At 71.7% G+C, this 16,588-nt stretch carries 13 protein-coding genes; 3 read left to right on the top strand and 10 right to left on the bottom strand.

Annotated features, from left to right (window positions below; all coding sequences use genetic code 11):
• The first annotated feature begins 134 nt into the window (after positions 1-134).
• From PSEJ31_RS0100580 to PSEJ31_RS0100570, 3 genes are all read left to right on the top strand, one after another.
• Positions 135-650, top strand: coding sequence for a c-type cytochrome (locus PSEJ31_RS0100580; protein ID WP_019399340.1), 516 nt, complete (start codon positions 135-137; stop codon positions 648-650).
• A 76-nt stretch (positions 651-726) separates the two neighbouring features.
• The gene (locus PSEJ31_RS0100575) at positions 727-2,457 is read left to right on the top strand and encodes an ExeM/NucH family extracellular endonuclease (RefSeq protein WP_051403590.1); all 1,731 of its coding nucleotides are present in this window, start codon (positions 727-729) and stop codon (positions 2,455-2,457) included.
• Positions 2,458-2,536: 79 nt separating this feature from the next.
• Positions 2,537-3,322 (top strand): TSUP family transporter, encoded by a 786-nt coding sequence (locus PSEJ31_RS0100570; protein ID WP_028914332.1) that lies wholly within the window; start codon positions 2,537-2,539, stop codon positions 3,320-3,322.
• 151 nt (positions 3,323-3,473) lie between these two features.
• Here the strand turns inward: PSEJ31_RS0100570 and bktB are convergent, their stop codons facing one another.
• The 10 genes from bktB to PSEJ31_RS0100520 form a co-directional block, all read right to left on the bottom strand.
• Entirely contained in the window at positions 3,474-4,652 is a 1,179-nt protein-coding gene (bktB, locus tag PSEJ31_RS0100565) for a beta-ketothiolase BktB (protein ID WP_028914331.1), read from the bottom strand.
• Positions 4,653-4,668: 16 nt separating this feature from the next.
• On the bottom strand, positions 4,669-5,556 hold the full coding sequence (locus tag PSEJ31_RS0100560) for an SDR family NAD(P)-dependent oxidoreductase (protein ID WP_028914330.1): 888 nt from the start codon (positions 5,554-5,556) through the stop codon (positions 4,669-4,671).
• 49 nt (positions 5,557-5,605) lie between these two features.
• Positions 5,606-6,247 (bottom strand): TetR/AcrR family transcriptional regulator, encoded by a 642-nt coding sequence (locus tag PSEJ31_RS0100555; RefSeq protein ID WP_037034191.1) that lies wholly within the window; start codon positions 6,245-6,247, stop codon positions 5,606-5,608.
• 144 nt (positions 6,248-6,391) lie between these two features.
• Positions 6,392-8,011, bottom strand: coding sequence for an AMP-binding protein (locus PSEJ31_RS0100550; protein WP_028914328.1), 1,620 nt, complete (start codon positions 8,009-8,011; stop codon positions 6,392-6,394).
• Complete coding sequence (locus tag PSEJ31_RS0100545; protein WP_232210956.1) at positions 8,002-9,654, bottom strand: carboxylesterase family protein; 1,653 nt, start codon at positions 9,652-9,654, stop codon at positions 8,002-8,004. The genes PSEJ31_RS0100550 and PSEJ31_RS0100545 overlap by 10 nt, the downstream gene beginning before the upstream one ends.
• Positions 9,651-10,973 carry an MFS transporter gene (locus PSEJ31_RS0100540; protein ID WP_028914326.1) on the bottom strand — a complete coding sequence of 441 codons (1,323 nt, stop codon included), beginning with the start codon at positions 10,971-10,973 and terminating at the stop codon, positions 9,651-9,653. Before PSEJ31_RS0100540 ends, PSEJ31_RS0100545 begins: the two co-directional genes overlap by 4 nt.
• Positions 10,973-13,261, bottom strand: coding sequence for a TonB-dependent receptor (locus tag PSEJ31_RS0100535; RefSeq protein ID WP_026010675.1), 2,289 nt, complete (start codon positions 13,259-13,261; stop codon positions 10,973-10,975). The genes PSEJ31_RS0100540 and PSEJ31_RS0100535 overlap by 1 nt, the downstream gene beginning before the upstream one ends.
• 298 nt (positions 13,262-13,559) lie before the next feature.
• Positions 13,560-14,411, bottom strand: a complete 852-nt coding sequence (purU, locus tag PSEJ31_RS0100530) for a formyltetrahydrofolate deformylase (protein ID WP_028914325.1) — start codon at positions 14,409-14,411, stop codon at positions 13,560-13,562.
• Positions 14,412-14,474: 63 nt separating this feature from the next.
• The gene (locus PSEJ31_RS0100525) at positions 14,475-15,569 is read right to left on the bottom strand and encodes an NADH:flavin oxidoreductase/NADH oxidase (protein WP_028914324.1); all 1,095 of its coding nucleotides are present in this window, start codon (positions 15,567-15,569) and stop codon (positions 14,475-14,477) included.
• Positions 15,570-15,668: 99 nt separating this feature from the next.
• Positions 15,669-16,523, bottom strand: a complete 855-nt coding sequence (locus PSEJ31_RS0100520) for an NAD-dependent protein deacetylase (protein WP_019399352.1) — start codon at positions 16,521-16,523, stop codon at positions 15,669-15,671.
• Between the last annotated feature and the right edge of the window lie 65 nt (positions 16,524-16,588).

Here is a 16,588-nt window from a genome sequence, read left to right as displayed (position 1 = left end):
CAGGAAATTGCGACACAGGGCCGCCTGCGGGCCATCCGGCGGCCCCCTGCGGGGCGCCGCGCTTCCGAAGCCGGCGCGTCCGTCCCTATAATCGGCCAGCTGCGGCCCCGGGCCGCTCGCCAATAGGACGCGAAGTGCGCAACTACGACCTGGAATTCCTGAAGCGTTTCTCGATGGTGCTGGGCATGCTGGCCCTGATCACCCTCGGCCTGATCCTGCTGGCTTCCCACCTGCACGGCCGCATCCCGCCGGAGGTTTCGCCCTCGGCCGCCGCCCGCACCCAGGAGCGCATCGCGCCGGTCGGCGCGGTCTACGCCGGCGACACCGGCGCCGCCGCCCAGGCCGCCGCCGCCGCGGCTGCCGCGGCCGCCGCCGCCTCGCAGGTCGCCTACGGCGGCACCACCGACGGTTCGGTGATCTTCCAGAACCTGTGCGGTGCCTGCCACAGCGGCGGCGTCGGCGGTGCCCCGACCCTGTCCCAGGGCGCGTGGGCCTCGCGCATCGCCCAGGGCAAGGACACGCTGTACAAGCACGCCATCGAGGGCTTCACCGGCAGCGCCGGCGTGATGCCCCCCAAGGGCGGCAACCCCGCGCTGACCGACGAGCAGGTCCAGGCCACGGTCGACTGGATGCTCGACAACCTCAAGTAAGCGCAGCACGCGAACCACCAAGGACGCCGCCCCCGGGCGGCGTCCTCGTTTGCGGCCCCCGCGGCCAAGGATCCCCATGCAGTACCGCCGTTCCATGCCGGGCCGCCACGCCCGCTTCCTGCTCGCCCCGCTGCTGCTGGCCGCGCCCGCGCTGGCGCTGGCCGAGGCGCCGGCCACGGTCGCCATCAGCAGCCTGCACCGCGGCGGGGCCGAGGCGGCCCCGGTGCAGGTCGAGGGCGTGGTCAGCGCCGATTTCCGCGCCGGGCTGGGTGGCTTCTACCTGCAGGACGCCGGCGACGGCGACCCGGACACCCCCGACGCGCTGCTGGTCCAGGCCGACGCCGACGCGGAGGTGCCGCCGGGCTTCGGCCCGGGCATGCATTGCCAGGTCAGCGGCGAACTGGTGGAGCTGCGCGCCGGTGCCGACCGCCTGCGCGCGCTGGCGCCGGCGCGGATCGGCCCCTGCCGCGCCGCCATCCCGGTGGAGCCGGTGCGCCTGGCCGCGCTGCCGCAACGCTGGGAACCGCTGCAGGGCATGCGCGTGCGCATCGAGGCGCCGCTGACGGTGACCGGTACCCACGCCCTGGAGCGCTACGGCGAACTGACCGTGAGTTTCGCCGGACGCCAGTGGCAGCCCAGCGAGCTGGCCCTGCCTGGCACCCCCGAGCACGCCCGCCTGGCCGCGGCCAACGCCCGCCAGCGGCTGCTGCTGGACGATGGCAGCAGCCAGCGCAACCCGGCCACGATCGCGTACCTCGGCGGTGCCACCACCCCGCGCGTGGGCAGCGTGGTGCACGGCGTGGAAGGCATCCTCGAGCGCCGCCACGGCAGCTGGCGGATCCAGGTCGAGCGTCCGCTGCAGCTGCAGGCGGCGCCGCGCCCGCAGCCGCCGCGCGTGCCCGGCACGCTCAAGGTGGCGGCGTTCAACCTGGAGAACCTGTTCAACGGCGACGGCCGCGGCGGCGGCTTCCCCACCCCGCGCGGGGCGAAGACCCACGCGGCGATGCAGGCGCAGCTGGCCAAGCTGGTGGCCACCGTGCACGGCCTGGACCCGGACATCGCCGCGCTGATGGAACTGGAGAACGACGGCTACGGGCCGGACTCGAGCATCGCCCAGCTGGTGGACGCGCTCAACGCCGGTGGCGCGCAGTGGCGCTTCGTCGACCCCGGCCGCGGCCCCGGCAGCGACAGCATCCGCGTCGGCCTGATCTACCGCGCCGACCGGGTCGAGCCGCGCGGCGCCCCGGCGGTGCTGGAAGGCGGCCCGTTCGGCGCGCGCAGCCGGGTGCCGCTGGCCCAGGCCTTCGTGCGCAAGGGCGGCAAGCGCGACCTGGTCGTGGTCGCCAACCACTTCAAGTCCAAGGGCTGCAGCGAAGCGACCGGCGCCGACGCCGACCAGGGCGACGGCCAGGGCTGCTGGAACGCGCTGCGCACCGAATCGGCGCGGCGCCTGCATGCCTGGCTGCAAACCGTGCCGGCCGGCAGCCGCGCCCGGCGCATCGTGCTTCTGGGCGATTTCAACGCCTATGCCATGGAAGATCCGCTGCACTGGCTGCATGGCGAGGGCTGGGTGGACGCGTTCGCCGCGGCCAGGGTCGAAAGGCCGTACAGCTACGTGTACGACGGCCTCAGCGGGCGCCTCGACCACGCCCTGCTGAGCCCGGCGCTGGCGCCGGCGCTGCGCGGGGCGGCCGAGTGGCACGTCAACGCCGACGAGCCGGACGACGCCGGCTACGCCGGGCGCAACGAGCCCGGCCCGTGGCGCAGCTCGGACCACGACCCACTGCTGCTGGGCTTCGACCTGTAACCATCGGCCGCGGGCACCCTCCAGGCAGCGCCTACAATGCCCGCCCTGCCGGCCCATCCGCGCCGAGGCCCCGCGTCCCATGCCCGAGCTTGCCCTGCAGCTGTTGCTGCTGCTGTTCCTCGCCGGCCTGCTGGCCGGCTTCATCGATTCCATCGCCGGCGGCGGCGGCATGGTCACCATCCCGGCGATGCTGCTGGCGGGCATCCCGCCGCTGCAGGCGCTGGGTACCAACAAGCTGCAGTCGCTGTTCGGCGCCGGCACGGCCAGCTGGAGCTATGCCCGCCATGGCCACGTCGACCTGCGCGCGCAGCTGCCGATGGCGCTCACCGCGGCCGCAGGCGCAGTCGCCGGGGCGCTGCTTGCGACGGTGGTCCCCGGGAGCTGGCTGCGCGCGGTGCTGCCGCTGCTGCTGTTCGGCATCGCCCTGTACTTCTGGCTCAAGCCGGACGTCGGCGCGGTGGAGCGGCATCGACGCATCAGCGAGAAGGCCTTCGCCCTCACCTTCGTGCCGGTGATCGGCTTCTACGACGGGGTGTTCGGCCCGGGCACCGGTTCGTTCCTGATGCTGGGCTTCGTCGGCCTGGCCGGGTTCGGCATCCTCAAGGCCACCGCGCACACCAAGTTCCTCAACTTCGGCTCCAACCTGGGCGCGTTCGCGGTGTTCGTTGGGTCCGGCGCGGTGCTGTGGAAGGTCGGCCTGGTGATGGGCGCCGGCCAGGTGCTGGGCGCACGCCTGGGCTCGCGCTTCGCCATGCGCCAGGGTGCGAAGGTGATCAAGCCGCTGCTGGTGACGGTGTCGCTGCTGCTGGCGTTGCGGCTGCTGGCGGATCCGACCAATCCGTTGCGGGAGTGGGTGGGGTTCTGAAGCCCCCTCTCCCCGGGATGGGAGAGGAAAGGAACGAAGCCACGCCCCGAACGCACGCCACGGGCCGCGGTCGCGCGCGGGTATTGCTGCCGCTGTTTGCGGCCTTGCCCCGCATGCCGTCGCGTGGCGACGGCATGTGGCCTCCCCTCGCCTAGACCCGCTCGAAGATCGCAGCGATGCCCTGGCCGCCGCCGATGCACATCGTCGCCAGGCCGTAACGGCCGCCGGTGCGGTGCAGCTCGTGCACCAGCTTCACCGTGATGATCGCGCCGGTCGCACCGACCGGGTGACCGAGCGAGATGCCGCTGCCGTTGGGATTGGTCTTCTCCGGATCGAGGCCCAGCGCATCGGCGACCGCGCAGGCCTGCGCGGCAAAGGCCTCGTTGGACTCGACCACGTCGAGGTCCCCGACCTGCAGCCCTGCACGCGCCAGCGCGGCGCGGGTCGCCGGCACCGGGCCCATGCCCATGTACATGGGCTCCACGCCCGCGTGCGCGTAGGCGACCAACCGGGCCAGCGGTTTCAGCCCGTGCCGCTGCACCGCCTCGCCCGTGGCCAGCACCACCGAGGCCGCGCCATCGTTGATGCCCGAGGCATTGCCAGCCGTCACCGTGCCGTCGGCCTTGAACACCGGCCGCAGGCCGGCCAGGTCGCCGGCGGTGACGCCAGCGCGCACATGCTCGTCCACGCGGAACTCCGTCTCCCTGCCTCGACGTCCCACCTCCACCGGCACGATCTGGCCCTCGAAGCGTCCCTCCGCGATCGCCCGCGCCGCGCGCCGGTGGCTCTCCAGCGCCAGCGCGTCCTGCCTCCCGCGGTCGATGCCGTGGCGCTCGGCCACGTTCTCCGCGGTGATGCCCATCAGCACCTTGTCGAATGGGTCCTTCAGGCCCTCGTTGAGCGCGTCCACCATCACCGCGTCGCCGAGCTTGCGCCCCCAGCGCTGGCTGGGCACGTGGAACGGCACCCGGCTCATCGACTCCGCGCCGCCGGCCAACGCCACCTCGCAGTCGCCGAGCAGCAGCGACTGGGCCGCCGACACGATTGCCTGCAGGCCCGAGCCGCACAACCGGTTCACCGTGAACGCCGGCGCCGCCACCGGCACGCCCGCGTTCACCGCGACCACCCGCGCCAGGTAGGCATCGGCCGGCTCGCTGGGCAGCACCTGCCCGTATACCGCGTGGCCGATCGCGGACGGATCGATACCCGCGCGGGCGATCGCCTCGCGCGCGGTCACCGCGCCCAGCACGGACGGCGGCGCGTCGCGCAGGCTGCCGCCGAACGCGCCGATGGCCGTGCGCACGGCCGAGACAAGGAACACATCGGTCATGGCGATCCCCCCGGGTTCAGGCGGGCACGCCGGACCTGGCGCGCAGCGCGCTGGCGACCTCGCGCTCGGCCTGGGTGAAGCCGTAGTCGGGCACGACCTGGCCGCCGGGATCGGACACCGCGTCCCACGACGCCATCAGCCGCTCGCCGGCGTCGTCGCCACCACCGAGATGGCGGCCCTCGGTCAGGGTCACGTAGGCGCGGGCGAAATGCCCGGCACCGGCGCAGACGATCGCGCGGGTCGGCGCGTCGTCGACCACCAGCGGCAGCAGCGCCGGGCTGACCAGCGCCGGATCCAGCACGTCCAGCTGCTCCTGCGGCAGGATGCCTTCCATCATCCGCGTGTACGCGGTCGGCGCCAGGCAGTTGGCCTTGATCCCGTACTTGGCGCCCTCGATGGCGAGCGTCTGCATCAGCCCGACCAGCGCCATCTTCGCCGCGCCGTAGTTGGCCTGGCCGAAGTTGCCGTACAGGCCGCTGGACGAGGTGGTCAGGACGATGCGGCCGAATTTCTGCCCGCGCATCACCTCCCACACCGCCTTGCAGCAGATCGCCGCGCCCATCAGGTGCACGTCCACCACCAGGCGGAAGTCGTCCAGGTCCATCTTGGCGAAGCTCTTGTCGCGCAGGATGCCGGCGTTGCTGATGAGGATGTCGATGCGGCCCCATGCGTCATGCGCGCGCTGCACCATCGCCGCGACCGCGGCTTCGTCGGTCACCGAAGCTGCCACCGCCATCGCCTCGCCGCCGGCCGCGCGGATCTCCGCGGCGACCGCCTCGGCGGCCTCCAGGCCCAGGTCGTTGACCAGGACCTTCGCGCCCTTGCGCGCCAGGTAGAGCGCATGCTGGCGACCCAGGCCGCCGCCGGCACCGGTGACGATCGCTGTCCTTCCCTTCAGTGGCATCATCGAACTCCCGTTTGTCGTGAGGCACGGAACGGGAGCGCACCGGCGCTCAGCCGGGTTTCGAACGCGTTCCGTTCCGCGGTTTGCAGATGGTCTTGAAGCCGGCGGCCATGAACTTCGCCATGCGCGCCTTCACCGCTTCGTAGTCGTCCGAGCGGCACAGGCCGCCGGAGAGGCGGTCGATGCGCCCCGTGCGCGCCAGGGTGAGCATCAGCGCGCCAGTGACGAAGTGGTAACCCCAGAAGATGTCCTCCTCGGCCGCTTCCGGCAGCGCGCGCTTGAGCAGGCCGATCAGGCGCAGCACCACCGGGTCGAAGTGCTGGTCCATCAGCTCGCCGCCGTGGCGGGTGTTGGACATCAGCGCGCCGAGCGCACCGTAGTTCTTCCACGCCTCGCCGCCCTGGCTGTACAGGTCCAGGTCGGTGTCCAGGAACGCGCGCAACGCGCCTTCCACCGTGGGCTTGCCCTTGCAGGCTTCCTCGTAGGCGTCCAGCGCCTGCATGCGCGCGCTGCTGGTGACGCCGGCGCGACGCGCGATCACCGCGTCGAACAGCGTCTGCTTGTCCTTGAAGTAATAGTTGACCAGGGTGTGGTGCACGCCCACGCGCTCGGCCACGTCCTTCAGCGTGACGCCGTACAGCCCGTCGCGGGAGAACAGGTGTTCGGCCGCGTCGAGGATCTGTTCGGTCATCTCCGCGCGCTGGGCCGCCTTGGTGGTGCGCGCGGTCCGGGTGGTGCCGGTCTTCTTCGCACCACCCCGCCGGGATCCGGACGTCGTCGCCTTTGGCACCCTGCAGCCTCCAATGCCGCCCGGCATATGCGCTGGCCGGAGACATCACGCCTCCCGTCGCCATTGTGCGCCGCCGAATTCGGCCCTCAGCCGCATTTTGTCAATTTTGCCGGTCGCTGCCAAAGGCATCCGTTCCACCCGGATGATCTCATCCGGCATCCACCACGAGGGCACCGCGCCGCGCAGCGCGTCCAGCAGCTCGTTGTCGGTGGTGTCCGCGTCGGCGCGCATCTCCACCAGCAGCACCGGGCGCTCGCCCCACTTCGGGTGCGCCCGCCCGATCACCGCGGCCAACGACACGCCCGGGAGCCGGCCGACGATCTCCTCGATCTCGGCCGGGTTGATCCACTCCCCGCCGGACTTGATCAGGTCCTTGGCGCGACCGGTGATGACCAGGTTGCCATGCTCGTCGATGCGCGCCAGGTCGCCGGTGGGGAACCAGCCATCGGCGTCCACTGCCGGTTCGAGCTGGCCGAAATACCGGTAGACCACGCTGGCCCCGCGCACGCGCAGGTGGCCCTCGCAGCCGCGCTGCTGCGGCAGCGGTACGCCGTCGGCGTCGGTCAGCAGCAGGTCGATGCCCAGCGCCGGGCGCCCGGACAGGTGCGGGGCGCGCCCGGGATCGTCGGGCAGGGCGACGGTGCCGGTGGGCGACAGCTCGGTCATGCCCCAGCTGGTCTGCACCACCGCCCCCAGGCGCTGCTCGATGCGCTGCATCAGCGCCGGTGCCATCGGCGCGCCGCCGACGAGGATCCGCTTCAGCGAGGGCACCTCGCCGCCGTGCGCATCGAGATGGTCGACCAGGCCCAGCCACACGGTGGCCACGCCGATCGCCACGGTGACGTCCTCGTCGCGGATCAGCCTGGCGAGGCGGGCGCCATCGAGATGGCGACCCGGGAGCACCAGCTTCGCGCCCACCGCCGGCGCCGCGAACGGCACGCCCCAGGCGTTTGCATGGAACATAGGAACGGCCAGCAGCACGCTGTCGCGCTGCGACAGCGCCATGGTGTCGGCCTGCAGTGCACGAAGCGTATGCAGGAACACGCCGCGATGGGTGTAGGTCACGCCCTTCGGCACGCCGGTGGTGCCGGAGGTGAAACACAGGCCGCAAGGCAGGCGTTCGTCGAAGCCGCCCCATCCGGCCGGCTTGCGCGGCGCACCGGATCCCGCGTCGAGCAGGCGCTCCAGTGGTTCGATCGCCGGCGCAGCATCGTCCGCCACGGCCGTGCCATCGATCGACAGGATCCGTTCGACCGACCCGGCGCGCGTGGCGATGGCCCGCGCCAGCGGCGCCAGGTCGGCGGCGGCGACCAGCACGCGCGCGCCGGACTGTTCCAGCATCGTCGCCAGGTGTGCCTCGGACACGCGCGGGTTGAGCGTCTGGCAGACCGCGCCCATGCCCATCACCGCGTACCAGGTCTCCATGTGCGACTGGGTGTTCCAGGCCAGGGTGGCGACCACGTCGCCGCGACCGACGCCCATCCCGGCCAGCAGTTCCGAGACTTCGCGGCTGCGACGCTGCAGGTCCGCGTAGCCGACGCGCGCCGTGCTTCCATCCTCGCCCGCGGTGACCACCTCGACCCCGGCGTGCCACTTGGCACCATGCTCCAGGAACCTGTCGATGGTCAGCGGCCAGTCCTGCATCTGGCCATGGATCACGGACATCCAGGCACTCCGGCGGGCAGCGGCGGCGCGGCGATGCCGACGTTCCAGTGCCAGGGCTGGCCGCCCTGCGCGCGGCGGCGGCACACCACCTGCTCCACGAGTTCGTACATGCCCGGCATCAGCTTTTCGCCCGGCACCGGCGCGCCGTCGAAGGCCATGTAGGCGCGCGCCTGGCCATAGGGCTGCCACGCCGGCTGGCCGGCGACGACCGGCTGCCCGCTGCGCGCGAACGAGGCCCAGTAGCCCGACATCGCCGCGGTCAGCGCCCGCTCGCCGTCGGAGTCCGGTGCCTTCGGCCACTGCGGCGGGGTGCGGTCGTGCCTGGCGAACACGTACGGCAGCTCGGCGGCGTGGAATGCGTGCAGGCCGGCTTCGTCGGCGGCCGGGTAGCCGTGGTTGAAGTAGTACAGGTACGACGGCAGGCCCAGCTCGGCCTGCTTGCGCACCAGCCGCTCGGCGGTCCAGCCGTACATCGCGTCGCGGGTGGTGGCGAGCATCGCCGCGTCGAGATCGGTCGCCGGATAACGGTCGAGCATCGCCTCGGCCAGGTCGCCGTAGGCGGCGCGGATCGCCGCCTCGTAGGCCGCGGCATCGGCCGGCTTCGGCGGCAGCAGGAAGCGCAGCGAGCGGATCTCGCCCTCGTTGAAGCCGGCCAGGATCGGCACCGGCGCCTGCTCGCCGCGGTCGAACACCTCCACCAGCTGCGCCGGCAGGACCTTGCCGTCGACGTTGCCGAACGGCAGGAAACCGGACATCGCCGCCTTCACCGTCAGCTCCTGCGGGTCCATGGCACGGAGCCGCGGCAGGCCGCGCACGCCGAGCTTGCGGCCCAGCTCCAGGCCCGACTCCTCGGCCGCGGGCATGCCATGCGCGGCCTCGCGCAGCGCCGGCGTGGTGATCATGTACGCACTCTGGGCGATGGCCTTGTGGAACAGCCCGCGCGCCGGCGGTGCGGCCATCAGGTACATCACGCTCAGCGCGCCGGCCGACTCGCCGGCGATGGTGACGTTGCCCGGATCGCCGCCGAACGCGGCAATGTTGCGCTGGACCCAGCGCAGCGCCTCGATCTGGTCGAGCAGGCCGTAGTTGCCGGACACGCCGTCTGCCGACTCGGCGCTCAGGTCCGGATGGGCCAGGTAGCCAAGCACGCCGAGGCGGTAGTTGATGCTCACCACCACCATGCCCTGCGCGGCCAGGCGCGCGCCATCGTACATCGGCTCGCGGCTGGAGCCGGCGACCAGCGAACCGCCGTGGATCCACACGAACACCGGCGCGTCCTTCGCCTCGGCCGGCGTCCAGATGTTGAGCGACAGGCAGTCCTCGCTGGTCGGCAGGGCCTCGCCTGGCGAGTAGATGCTGCCGGGGCGCGGCGGCGGCTGCACGCAGGCCGGGCCGAAGCGGGTGGCCTCGCGGGTGCCCTTCCAGGGTTTGGCTGGCACCGGCGCGCGCCAGCGCAGCTGCTTCACCGGCGGCTCGGCGTAGGGAATGCCAAGGAAGGCATGGATGCCGCCGTCGAGCGCCTCGCCCCGGAGCGCGCCGACGGGGGCGTGGACGACCGGCCCCTGGGACCACGCCGCACCCGGAAGCGCGGCACAGCCCAGGACCGCGGACACGACCAGAGAGCGGAAGGTGGATCGGGTCACGGGGTGGTCTCCTGCGAAGCCTGGAGTCGGATGGTGCGCGCCAGCCGCAGGAACATGCCCACCGCCAGCAGGTAGAACGGGATCAGGGTGTAGAACGCCATCTGCAGCGAGTTGTCCGGGTGGCTGGCACGGAAGAAGTCGCTGGCCATGCCCAGGTAGGCCGGGCCGAGGCCCAGGCCGATCAGGTTCATCACCAGCAGCAGCAGCGCGCCGGAGAGCACGCGCTGGTTCGGTCGCACTTCCTCCTGCACCAGGGTCACCGCCGGCGACAGGTAGAAGTAGTTCAGTCCGGTCGGCAGCAACAGGAAGGCCAGCGCCAGCGGCCAGCGGTCGGCCCACACGAACAGGGCGAACAGCGGCATCGCAAGGGCGAGGCCGGCGGCCGGCAGGTAGGCGTAGGCGGTCTTCGACTTCCGTGACAGACGGTCGATCAGGCGGCCCGAGGCGAACATGCCGGCGCAGATGCCGGTGCCGATCACCAGCGCGTACCACACCGCCACCTGCTCCAGCGCCATGCCCTTCTCGCGCATCAGGAACAGCACGGTGAAGTTGAGCACGGCGTAGGTGATGAACTGGGTCGCGCCGCAGGCCAGGGCCATGCCGCGCAGCACCGGGTTGGCGAAGTACTCGCGGCAGGTGCGCCAGAACGGCGGAGCCGGCTCGGCGGCGGCAGCCACCGCTCCGGGCGCGGCATCCAGCCCGCCCTTGCGCGGCTCGCGCACCACCAGCCACACCACCAGCGCGGTCACCACCCCGACCACGCCGACCCAGATGAACGCCAGGCGCCAGGAGTAGGCCGCGGCGATCGAGGCGCCGAAGGCCACGCCCAAGGCCTGGCCTATCGGCGGGCCGAGGTTGAACAGGCTCAGCGCGGTGCCGCGCATGCCCGGCGGGAAATAGTCGGAAATGATCGCGTACGACGGCGGCACGCCGCCGGCCTCGCCGACGCCGACGGTCATCCGCGCCAGCGCCAGCTGCGGATACGAGGAGGCCATGCCGCAGGCGGCGGTGGCCGCGCTCCACAACGCGCAGGAGAACGCCAGCACCCGCACCCGGTTGGTGCGGTCGGCCAGCCAGCCGACCGGGATCGCCAGGATGCAGTAGAACATCGCGAAGTACAGGCCGCCGATCAGGCCGAGCTGGGAGTCGGTGACCCCCAGTTCGTCCTGGATGGGCTTGGCCAGGATCGACAGCAGCTGCCTGTCGAGGAAGTTCAGCACGTAGACCAGGCACAGGATCGCCAGCACGATCCATGCCCGCGCGCCCGGTCGCGCGGGCTGCGCGCCGGGCATCGCCTGGCTGGCCGGAAGCGCGGCCATCAGAACCGGTACCCCACGCGCACGCCGACGGTGCGCGGCCGCACCAGCGCGTAGCGGCCGTCAAGGAACGCCTCCGGATGCACGTAGGTCACCGAACGGTCGTCGAACAGGTTCTCCACGTACAGGCCCACCGTGTACTTGTCGAACGCGGCGGCGACATTGGCGTTCACCACGGTGTACGCGTCGGTGTAGTCGAAGGTCGGGCTGACCACGCCCGGCTGGCCGGGCACGTACTGGAACTGTCCGGGGAAGTCGCCGACGTGGACGATCGCCAGCGAGGCATTGCCCTCCGAGCCGCGGATGAAGTCGAAGCGGTAGCTGGTGACCAGCGAGGCGCTGAACTCCGGCGCGGCCAGGCGCGCGCCGAGGACAGTGCCGGAAATCGCGGCCTCCTGCGGGGTCAGTTCATCGACCCGGGCGCGGTTGAACGAGCCGTTCAGTGCGATCGTCCAGTCCATGTTCGGCATGGCCATCAGCTCGAACTCCAGGCCACGGCTGTAGGCCCCGCCGATGTTGGTGGCGAACTGGACCTGGTCGGAGACGCGGTTGGCCTGCACCTGGATGTCGTTCCAGTCGACGTAGTACAGCGCCAGGTTGGCGGCCAGGCGGCCGTCGAGCCAGCTGCCCTTCATGCCCAGCTCGTAGTTGATGAGCTTGTCCGAGTCGGCGCCGTAGGGGATGACCAGGTCGTCCGGGTCGATGGTGCTGACCGATCCGGCGCGGGCATTGACCACCGGCGCGCGGAAGCCGGTGGCGACCGCAGCGTAGGTGGTGACCGACGGCACCGGGCGCCAGGAAGCGCTGAGCCGGTACGACGGGCCGGTTTCCTTGGCCTTCGCGCCGGTGGCGGCCTCGACCGGGGTGATCGTGACCGGGCCGCCGGGGATGCCGAAGAAGGCGTACAGGTAGGCCTGGGTGAGGTAGTCGCTGTTGTAGCCGCCGGCGGCGGTGAAGGCCTGGGCCTGGGTGCTGCCGTAGCGCAGGCCCAGGGTGGCCCAGAAGTCGTCGTTGAAGTGGTAGGTCAGCTGGCCGAACAGCGCCTGCTCCTTTGACACGTCGGTGCTGAGGAAGCGCAGGTAGTACTCGTCCGGCAGGCCGGTGATGCCGCTGCGCTGCAGGAATTCCTCGTTGGAGCGGTAGCCGAAGTAGACGTCGCGGTCGCGCTTGAAGTGGAAGCCGCCGAGCACCCACTCGAACCGGCCACCGGTGTCGGACACCAGGCGCACTTCCTGGACGAAGGTCTTGCTGTTGAACGGCGCGTCCAGGGCGAACGCGAAGGCCTGGCCGTAGGTGCCGGCCAGGTCCACGTTGAACGCCGCGTCGTAGTCCGACCAGGTCGAGGAGCTGGTCAGGTGGGCGCCGTCGAACTGGTAGTCCAGGGTCAGGTTGTAGTTGTCCATCGTCCCGTTGAACATGTCGGGACGGTCGGAGTAGCGCTTGTCCCGGCCGAGGTCGGGGTTGGTCAGCGAGGAATCCTCCGGCGTGCTCTCCTCGCGCGACAGGCGCACCTGCGCGGAGAAGCGGTCGGTCGGCTCCCACAGCAGGGTGGCGCGGCCGCCCCAGGCCTTGAGCACGTTGGCGTCCTTGACGCCGGTGCCGAGGTTGTCGATGTAGCCGTCCTCGTTGCGCGAGAAGCCGACCACGCGCAGGGCCATGGTGTCCTGCGCCAGCGGGATGTTGACCATCGCGTTGTAGCGCTGGCGCAGCGAGCTGGAACCGGTGACGCCGACGTCGGCCAGGAACGAGGCGTCGAAGGCGTTGGGGTCGGGCGCGTGGGTCAGGATGCGCAGCGCGCCGGCCAGCGAGCCGGAGCCGAACAGCGTGCCCTGCGGGCCGCGCAGGAACTCGATGCGCTCGACGTCGTACAGGCTCGGGTCGAGCACGGTCGAGTTGCCATTGGCCGAGATCGGCAGTTCGTCGATGTAGATCGCCACCGTGCTCTGCAGGTTGGCGTTGTAGCCGTTGGTGGCGATGCCGCGCGCGGTGAAGTTGTTGAAGTTCGCACTGGGGCGGTTGAGCACCACGCCCGGGGTTTCATGGGCCAGGCCCTCGTAGCCGACGATGCCCTTGGCATCGAGCTGTTCCTGGCCGAGCACGGTCACGCTCAGCGGCACGTCCTGCAGCTTCTCGCTGCGGCGGGTCGCGGTGACCACGATGGCGTCCAGTTCCTGGGCGCCGCCAGGCTGGGACCGCGATTCCAGCGCCTGGCCGGTGGCCTGCGCCAGGGCGGAAACAGGTAAAGCGAGCAACGTTGCCACGTATGCGGACGCGACCAGACGACTTGCCATGCGGATCCCCTCCCAAGGATTGCCGGTTAAGCACGAAAGCGTGCCCGGATACTGCAAGGCGGAAACGGCGCTGTCAACACTCACTCACGGCTGTGTGAATATTTTTTCTGGTCCGGAAACCGCTTTTGGATCAGGAGCTTGCTGCTGCACTGCGACAATCCGCAGGCGTCCGGTGGCGCCCGCGCAGGCGCGCCCGGTACGCACGCATGCGTACGGGATGGCCCACGGAATAGCTGCGGTGCATGCCGGCGACGCCCGCACGGAACGGCGCCCCTGCCGGCGCCATGAAGGCTGCGCTTCAGCGGAAGACGACGGTCTTGTGGCCGTTGAGCAGGATGCGGTGCTCGACGTGGCGGCGCACCGCACGTGCCAGCACCTGCGATTCGATGTCGCTGCCGACGCGGATCAGGTCGCGCGGGGTCATGGCGTGGTCCACCCGGGCCACGTCCTGCTCGATGATCGGGCCCTCGTCCAGGTCCGGGGTCACGTAGTGCGCGGTGGCGCCGATGATCTTGACCCCGCGCGCGTGCGCCTGGTGGTAGGGCTGGGCGCCCTTGAAGCTGGGCAGGAAGCTGTGGTGGATGTTGATCGCGCGCCCGGCCAGCGCCTCGCACATGCGCGGCGAGAGGATCTGCATGTAGCGCGCCAGCACCACCAGGTCGACCCGTTCGCGCTCGACCAGGTCCAGGATCGCCTGCTCCTGCCGCGGGCGGTTCCCGTTGTCCACCGGCAGGTGGTGGAACGGCACCCCGTAGGAGGCCGACAACGCGGCGAAGTCGGGGTGGTTGGAGACCACCGCGGCGATGTCCACGTTGAGCTGGCCGCTGTGGGCGCGGAACAGCAGGTCGTTGAGGCAGTGGCCCTGCTTGCTGACCAGCACCAGCAACCGCGCGCGGCGGCGCGCGTCGTGCACCTGCCAGTCCATGCCGAATTCCGCCGCCAGGTGGCCGAAGCGCTCGATCAGCGCCGGGTACGCCTCCGGCGCGGGCAGGTCGAAGTGCACGCGCAGGAAGAAGCGGCCGGTCTCCTCGTCGCCGAACTGCTGGGCGTCGAGGATGTTGCAGCCCTGGCCGAACAGCAGGCCGGAAACGCGGTAGACGATGCCGGTACGGTCCGGGCAGGAGAGGGCGAGGATGTAGTCGTGGCGCATAGGCCGGCCATGGTATGCGAGCCACGGCCGGCGCGCGCGGCGGTTGCAGCTGTTACCGCCGCCTCAGCCGAACAGGCCGCGCGCCCCGTGCGGCTCGCAGCGCAGGTACTGCGGCGGTGCGTGCACCTTCGCCCCCAGCTCGGCGGCGGCATGCCAGGGCCAGCGCGGGTCGTAGAGCATGCCGCGGGCCAGGGCCACGGCATCGGCCTGGCCGCCGGCGACGATGGCCTCGGCCTGGCGCGCTTCGGTGATCAGGCCCACCGCGATCACCGGCATGCGCACCTGGCCGCGGATCGCCGCGGCGAACGGCACCTGGTAGCCCGGTCCCACGGCGATCTGCTGGCGCGGATCCAGGCCGCCGCTGGAGACGTGGATGAAGTGGCAGCGGCGCGCGTCCAGTTCCCGCGCCAGGACGATGCTCTGCTCCAGGTCCCAGCCGCCCTCGACCCAGTCGCTGGCGGAGATGCGCATGCCCAGCGCCACCTGCTCCGGCAGTGCCGCGCGCACTGCATCGAACACCCGCAGCGGAAGGCGCATGCGGTTCTCCAGGCTGCCGCCGTAGGCGTCGTCGCGGTGGTTGCTCAGCGGCGACAGGAACTGGTGCAGCAGGTAGCCGTGCGCGGCGTGCAGCTCGACCAAGTCCAGGCCGAGGCGCGCGGCGCGGCACGCCGAGGCCACGAAGGCCTCGACCAGGGCATCGATGCCGGCCGCGTCCAGCGCCTGCGGCAGGGGGTGGTCTCCGGCATACGGCAGGGCGGAAGGGGCCACCGTGGTCCAGCCGCCCGGCTCGCCGGCGGCGATCGGGCCGCCGCCCTCCCACGGCCGCGCGGTGGAGGCCTTGCGTCCGGCATGCGCCAGCTGGATGCCCAGCGGCATCGGCGACCAGCGCCGCAGCGAGGCCAGCAGCGCGGCCAGCGCCGCCTCCTGGTCGTCGTTCCACAGGCCCAGGTCGGCATGGGTGATGCGGCCGTTGGCCTGCACCGCGGTCGCTTCCAGGATCAGCAGGCCGGCGCCAGACAGGGCCAGGTTGCCGAGGTGGATGTGGTGCCAGTCCGAGGCCACGCCGTCGTGCGCCGAGTACTGGCACATGGGCGCGACCACGATGCGGTTGCGCAGTTGCAGGGGACCGAGGTGGAGCGGGGTGAACAGCTGGCTCATGGCGAGGCGGTTACCGGTGGGCCCCGCATTGCAGCCCCACCGCGGTGGCGCTGCAAGGCCGTGGCCGGATCGCAGCGTCGCGCGATCCGCACCGCCGCCTCACAACGCGGCGACCAGCTCCGGCAGGACCCGGGCGCAGTCGGCTTCCAGCCTGGCCGCCTCCAGCCCGTCGGCGCGGGTGCGGCCGCGGTTGAGGATGGCCAGGGGGATGCCGGCCTCGGCCGCCATCCGCGCGAAGCGGAAGCCGGACCAGACCATCAGCGAGGAGCCGACCACCAGCAGCGCGTCGCTGTCGTGCAAGGCGGCGGTGGCCTCCTCGACCCGGGCGCGGGGCACGCTCTCGCCGAAGAACACCACGTCCGGCTTGAGCATGCCGCCGCAGGCCGGGCAGTCCGGCACCTGGAAGGCGGCGAAGTCCACGCCTTCCAGGTCGGCGTCGCCGTCCGGCGCCACCGCGGCCAGGTGCGCGTCCCAGCCGGGATTGCACGCCAGCAGCTGCTGCTGGAAGCCGGCGCGCGGCAGGCGCAGGCCGCAACCCAGGCACGCCACGTGGTCCAGGCGCCCGTGCAGGTCGATCACCCCGGTGCTGCCGGCGCGCTGGTGCAGGCCGTCCACGTTCTGGGTCAGCAGCCGGGCGACCCGGCCCTTGCGCTGCAGTTCCGCCAGGGCGTGGTGGGCGGCATTGGGCCGGGCCGCGGCGAACGGCGCCCAGCCGGCCAGGCTACGAGCCCAGTAACGGCGGCGGGTGTGGCCGTCGCCGGTGAAGGCCTGCAGGGTGATCGGCGGCGTGCGCTTCCAGGCGCCGTCGGCGTCGCGGTAGTCGGGGATGCCGGAACCGGTGCTGATCCCGGCGCCGGTGAGCACGAACAGGCGGCGGTGGCGGGCGAGGAACGCGGCCAGCGCGGCCTGTGCCGCGGCGGCGGGGGGTGGGGCGGTGGCGGCCTGGACGGACATCGGGGACGGCGGCGGAAGGCTTGGCGCGGGCGGACATGTTGCACGAGATCGCCCACATGTCGGTG

Origin of the sequence: Pseudoxanthomonas sp. J31, from assembly GCF_000510725.1 — a bacterium.
In the GTDB taxonomy this organism is placed as follows: Bacteria; Pseudomonadota; Gammaproteobacteria; order Xanthomonadales; family Xanthomonadaceae; genus Pseudoxanthomonas.
This window is presented reverse-complemented; position numbering and strand designations above follow the sequence as displayed.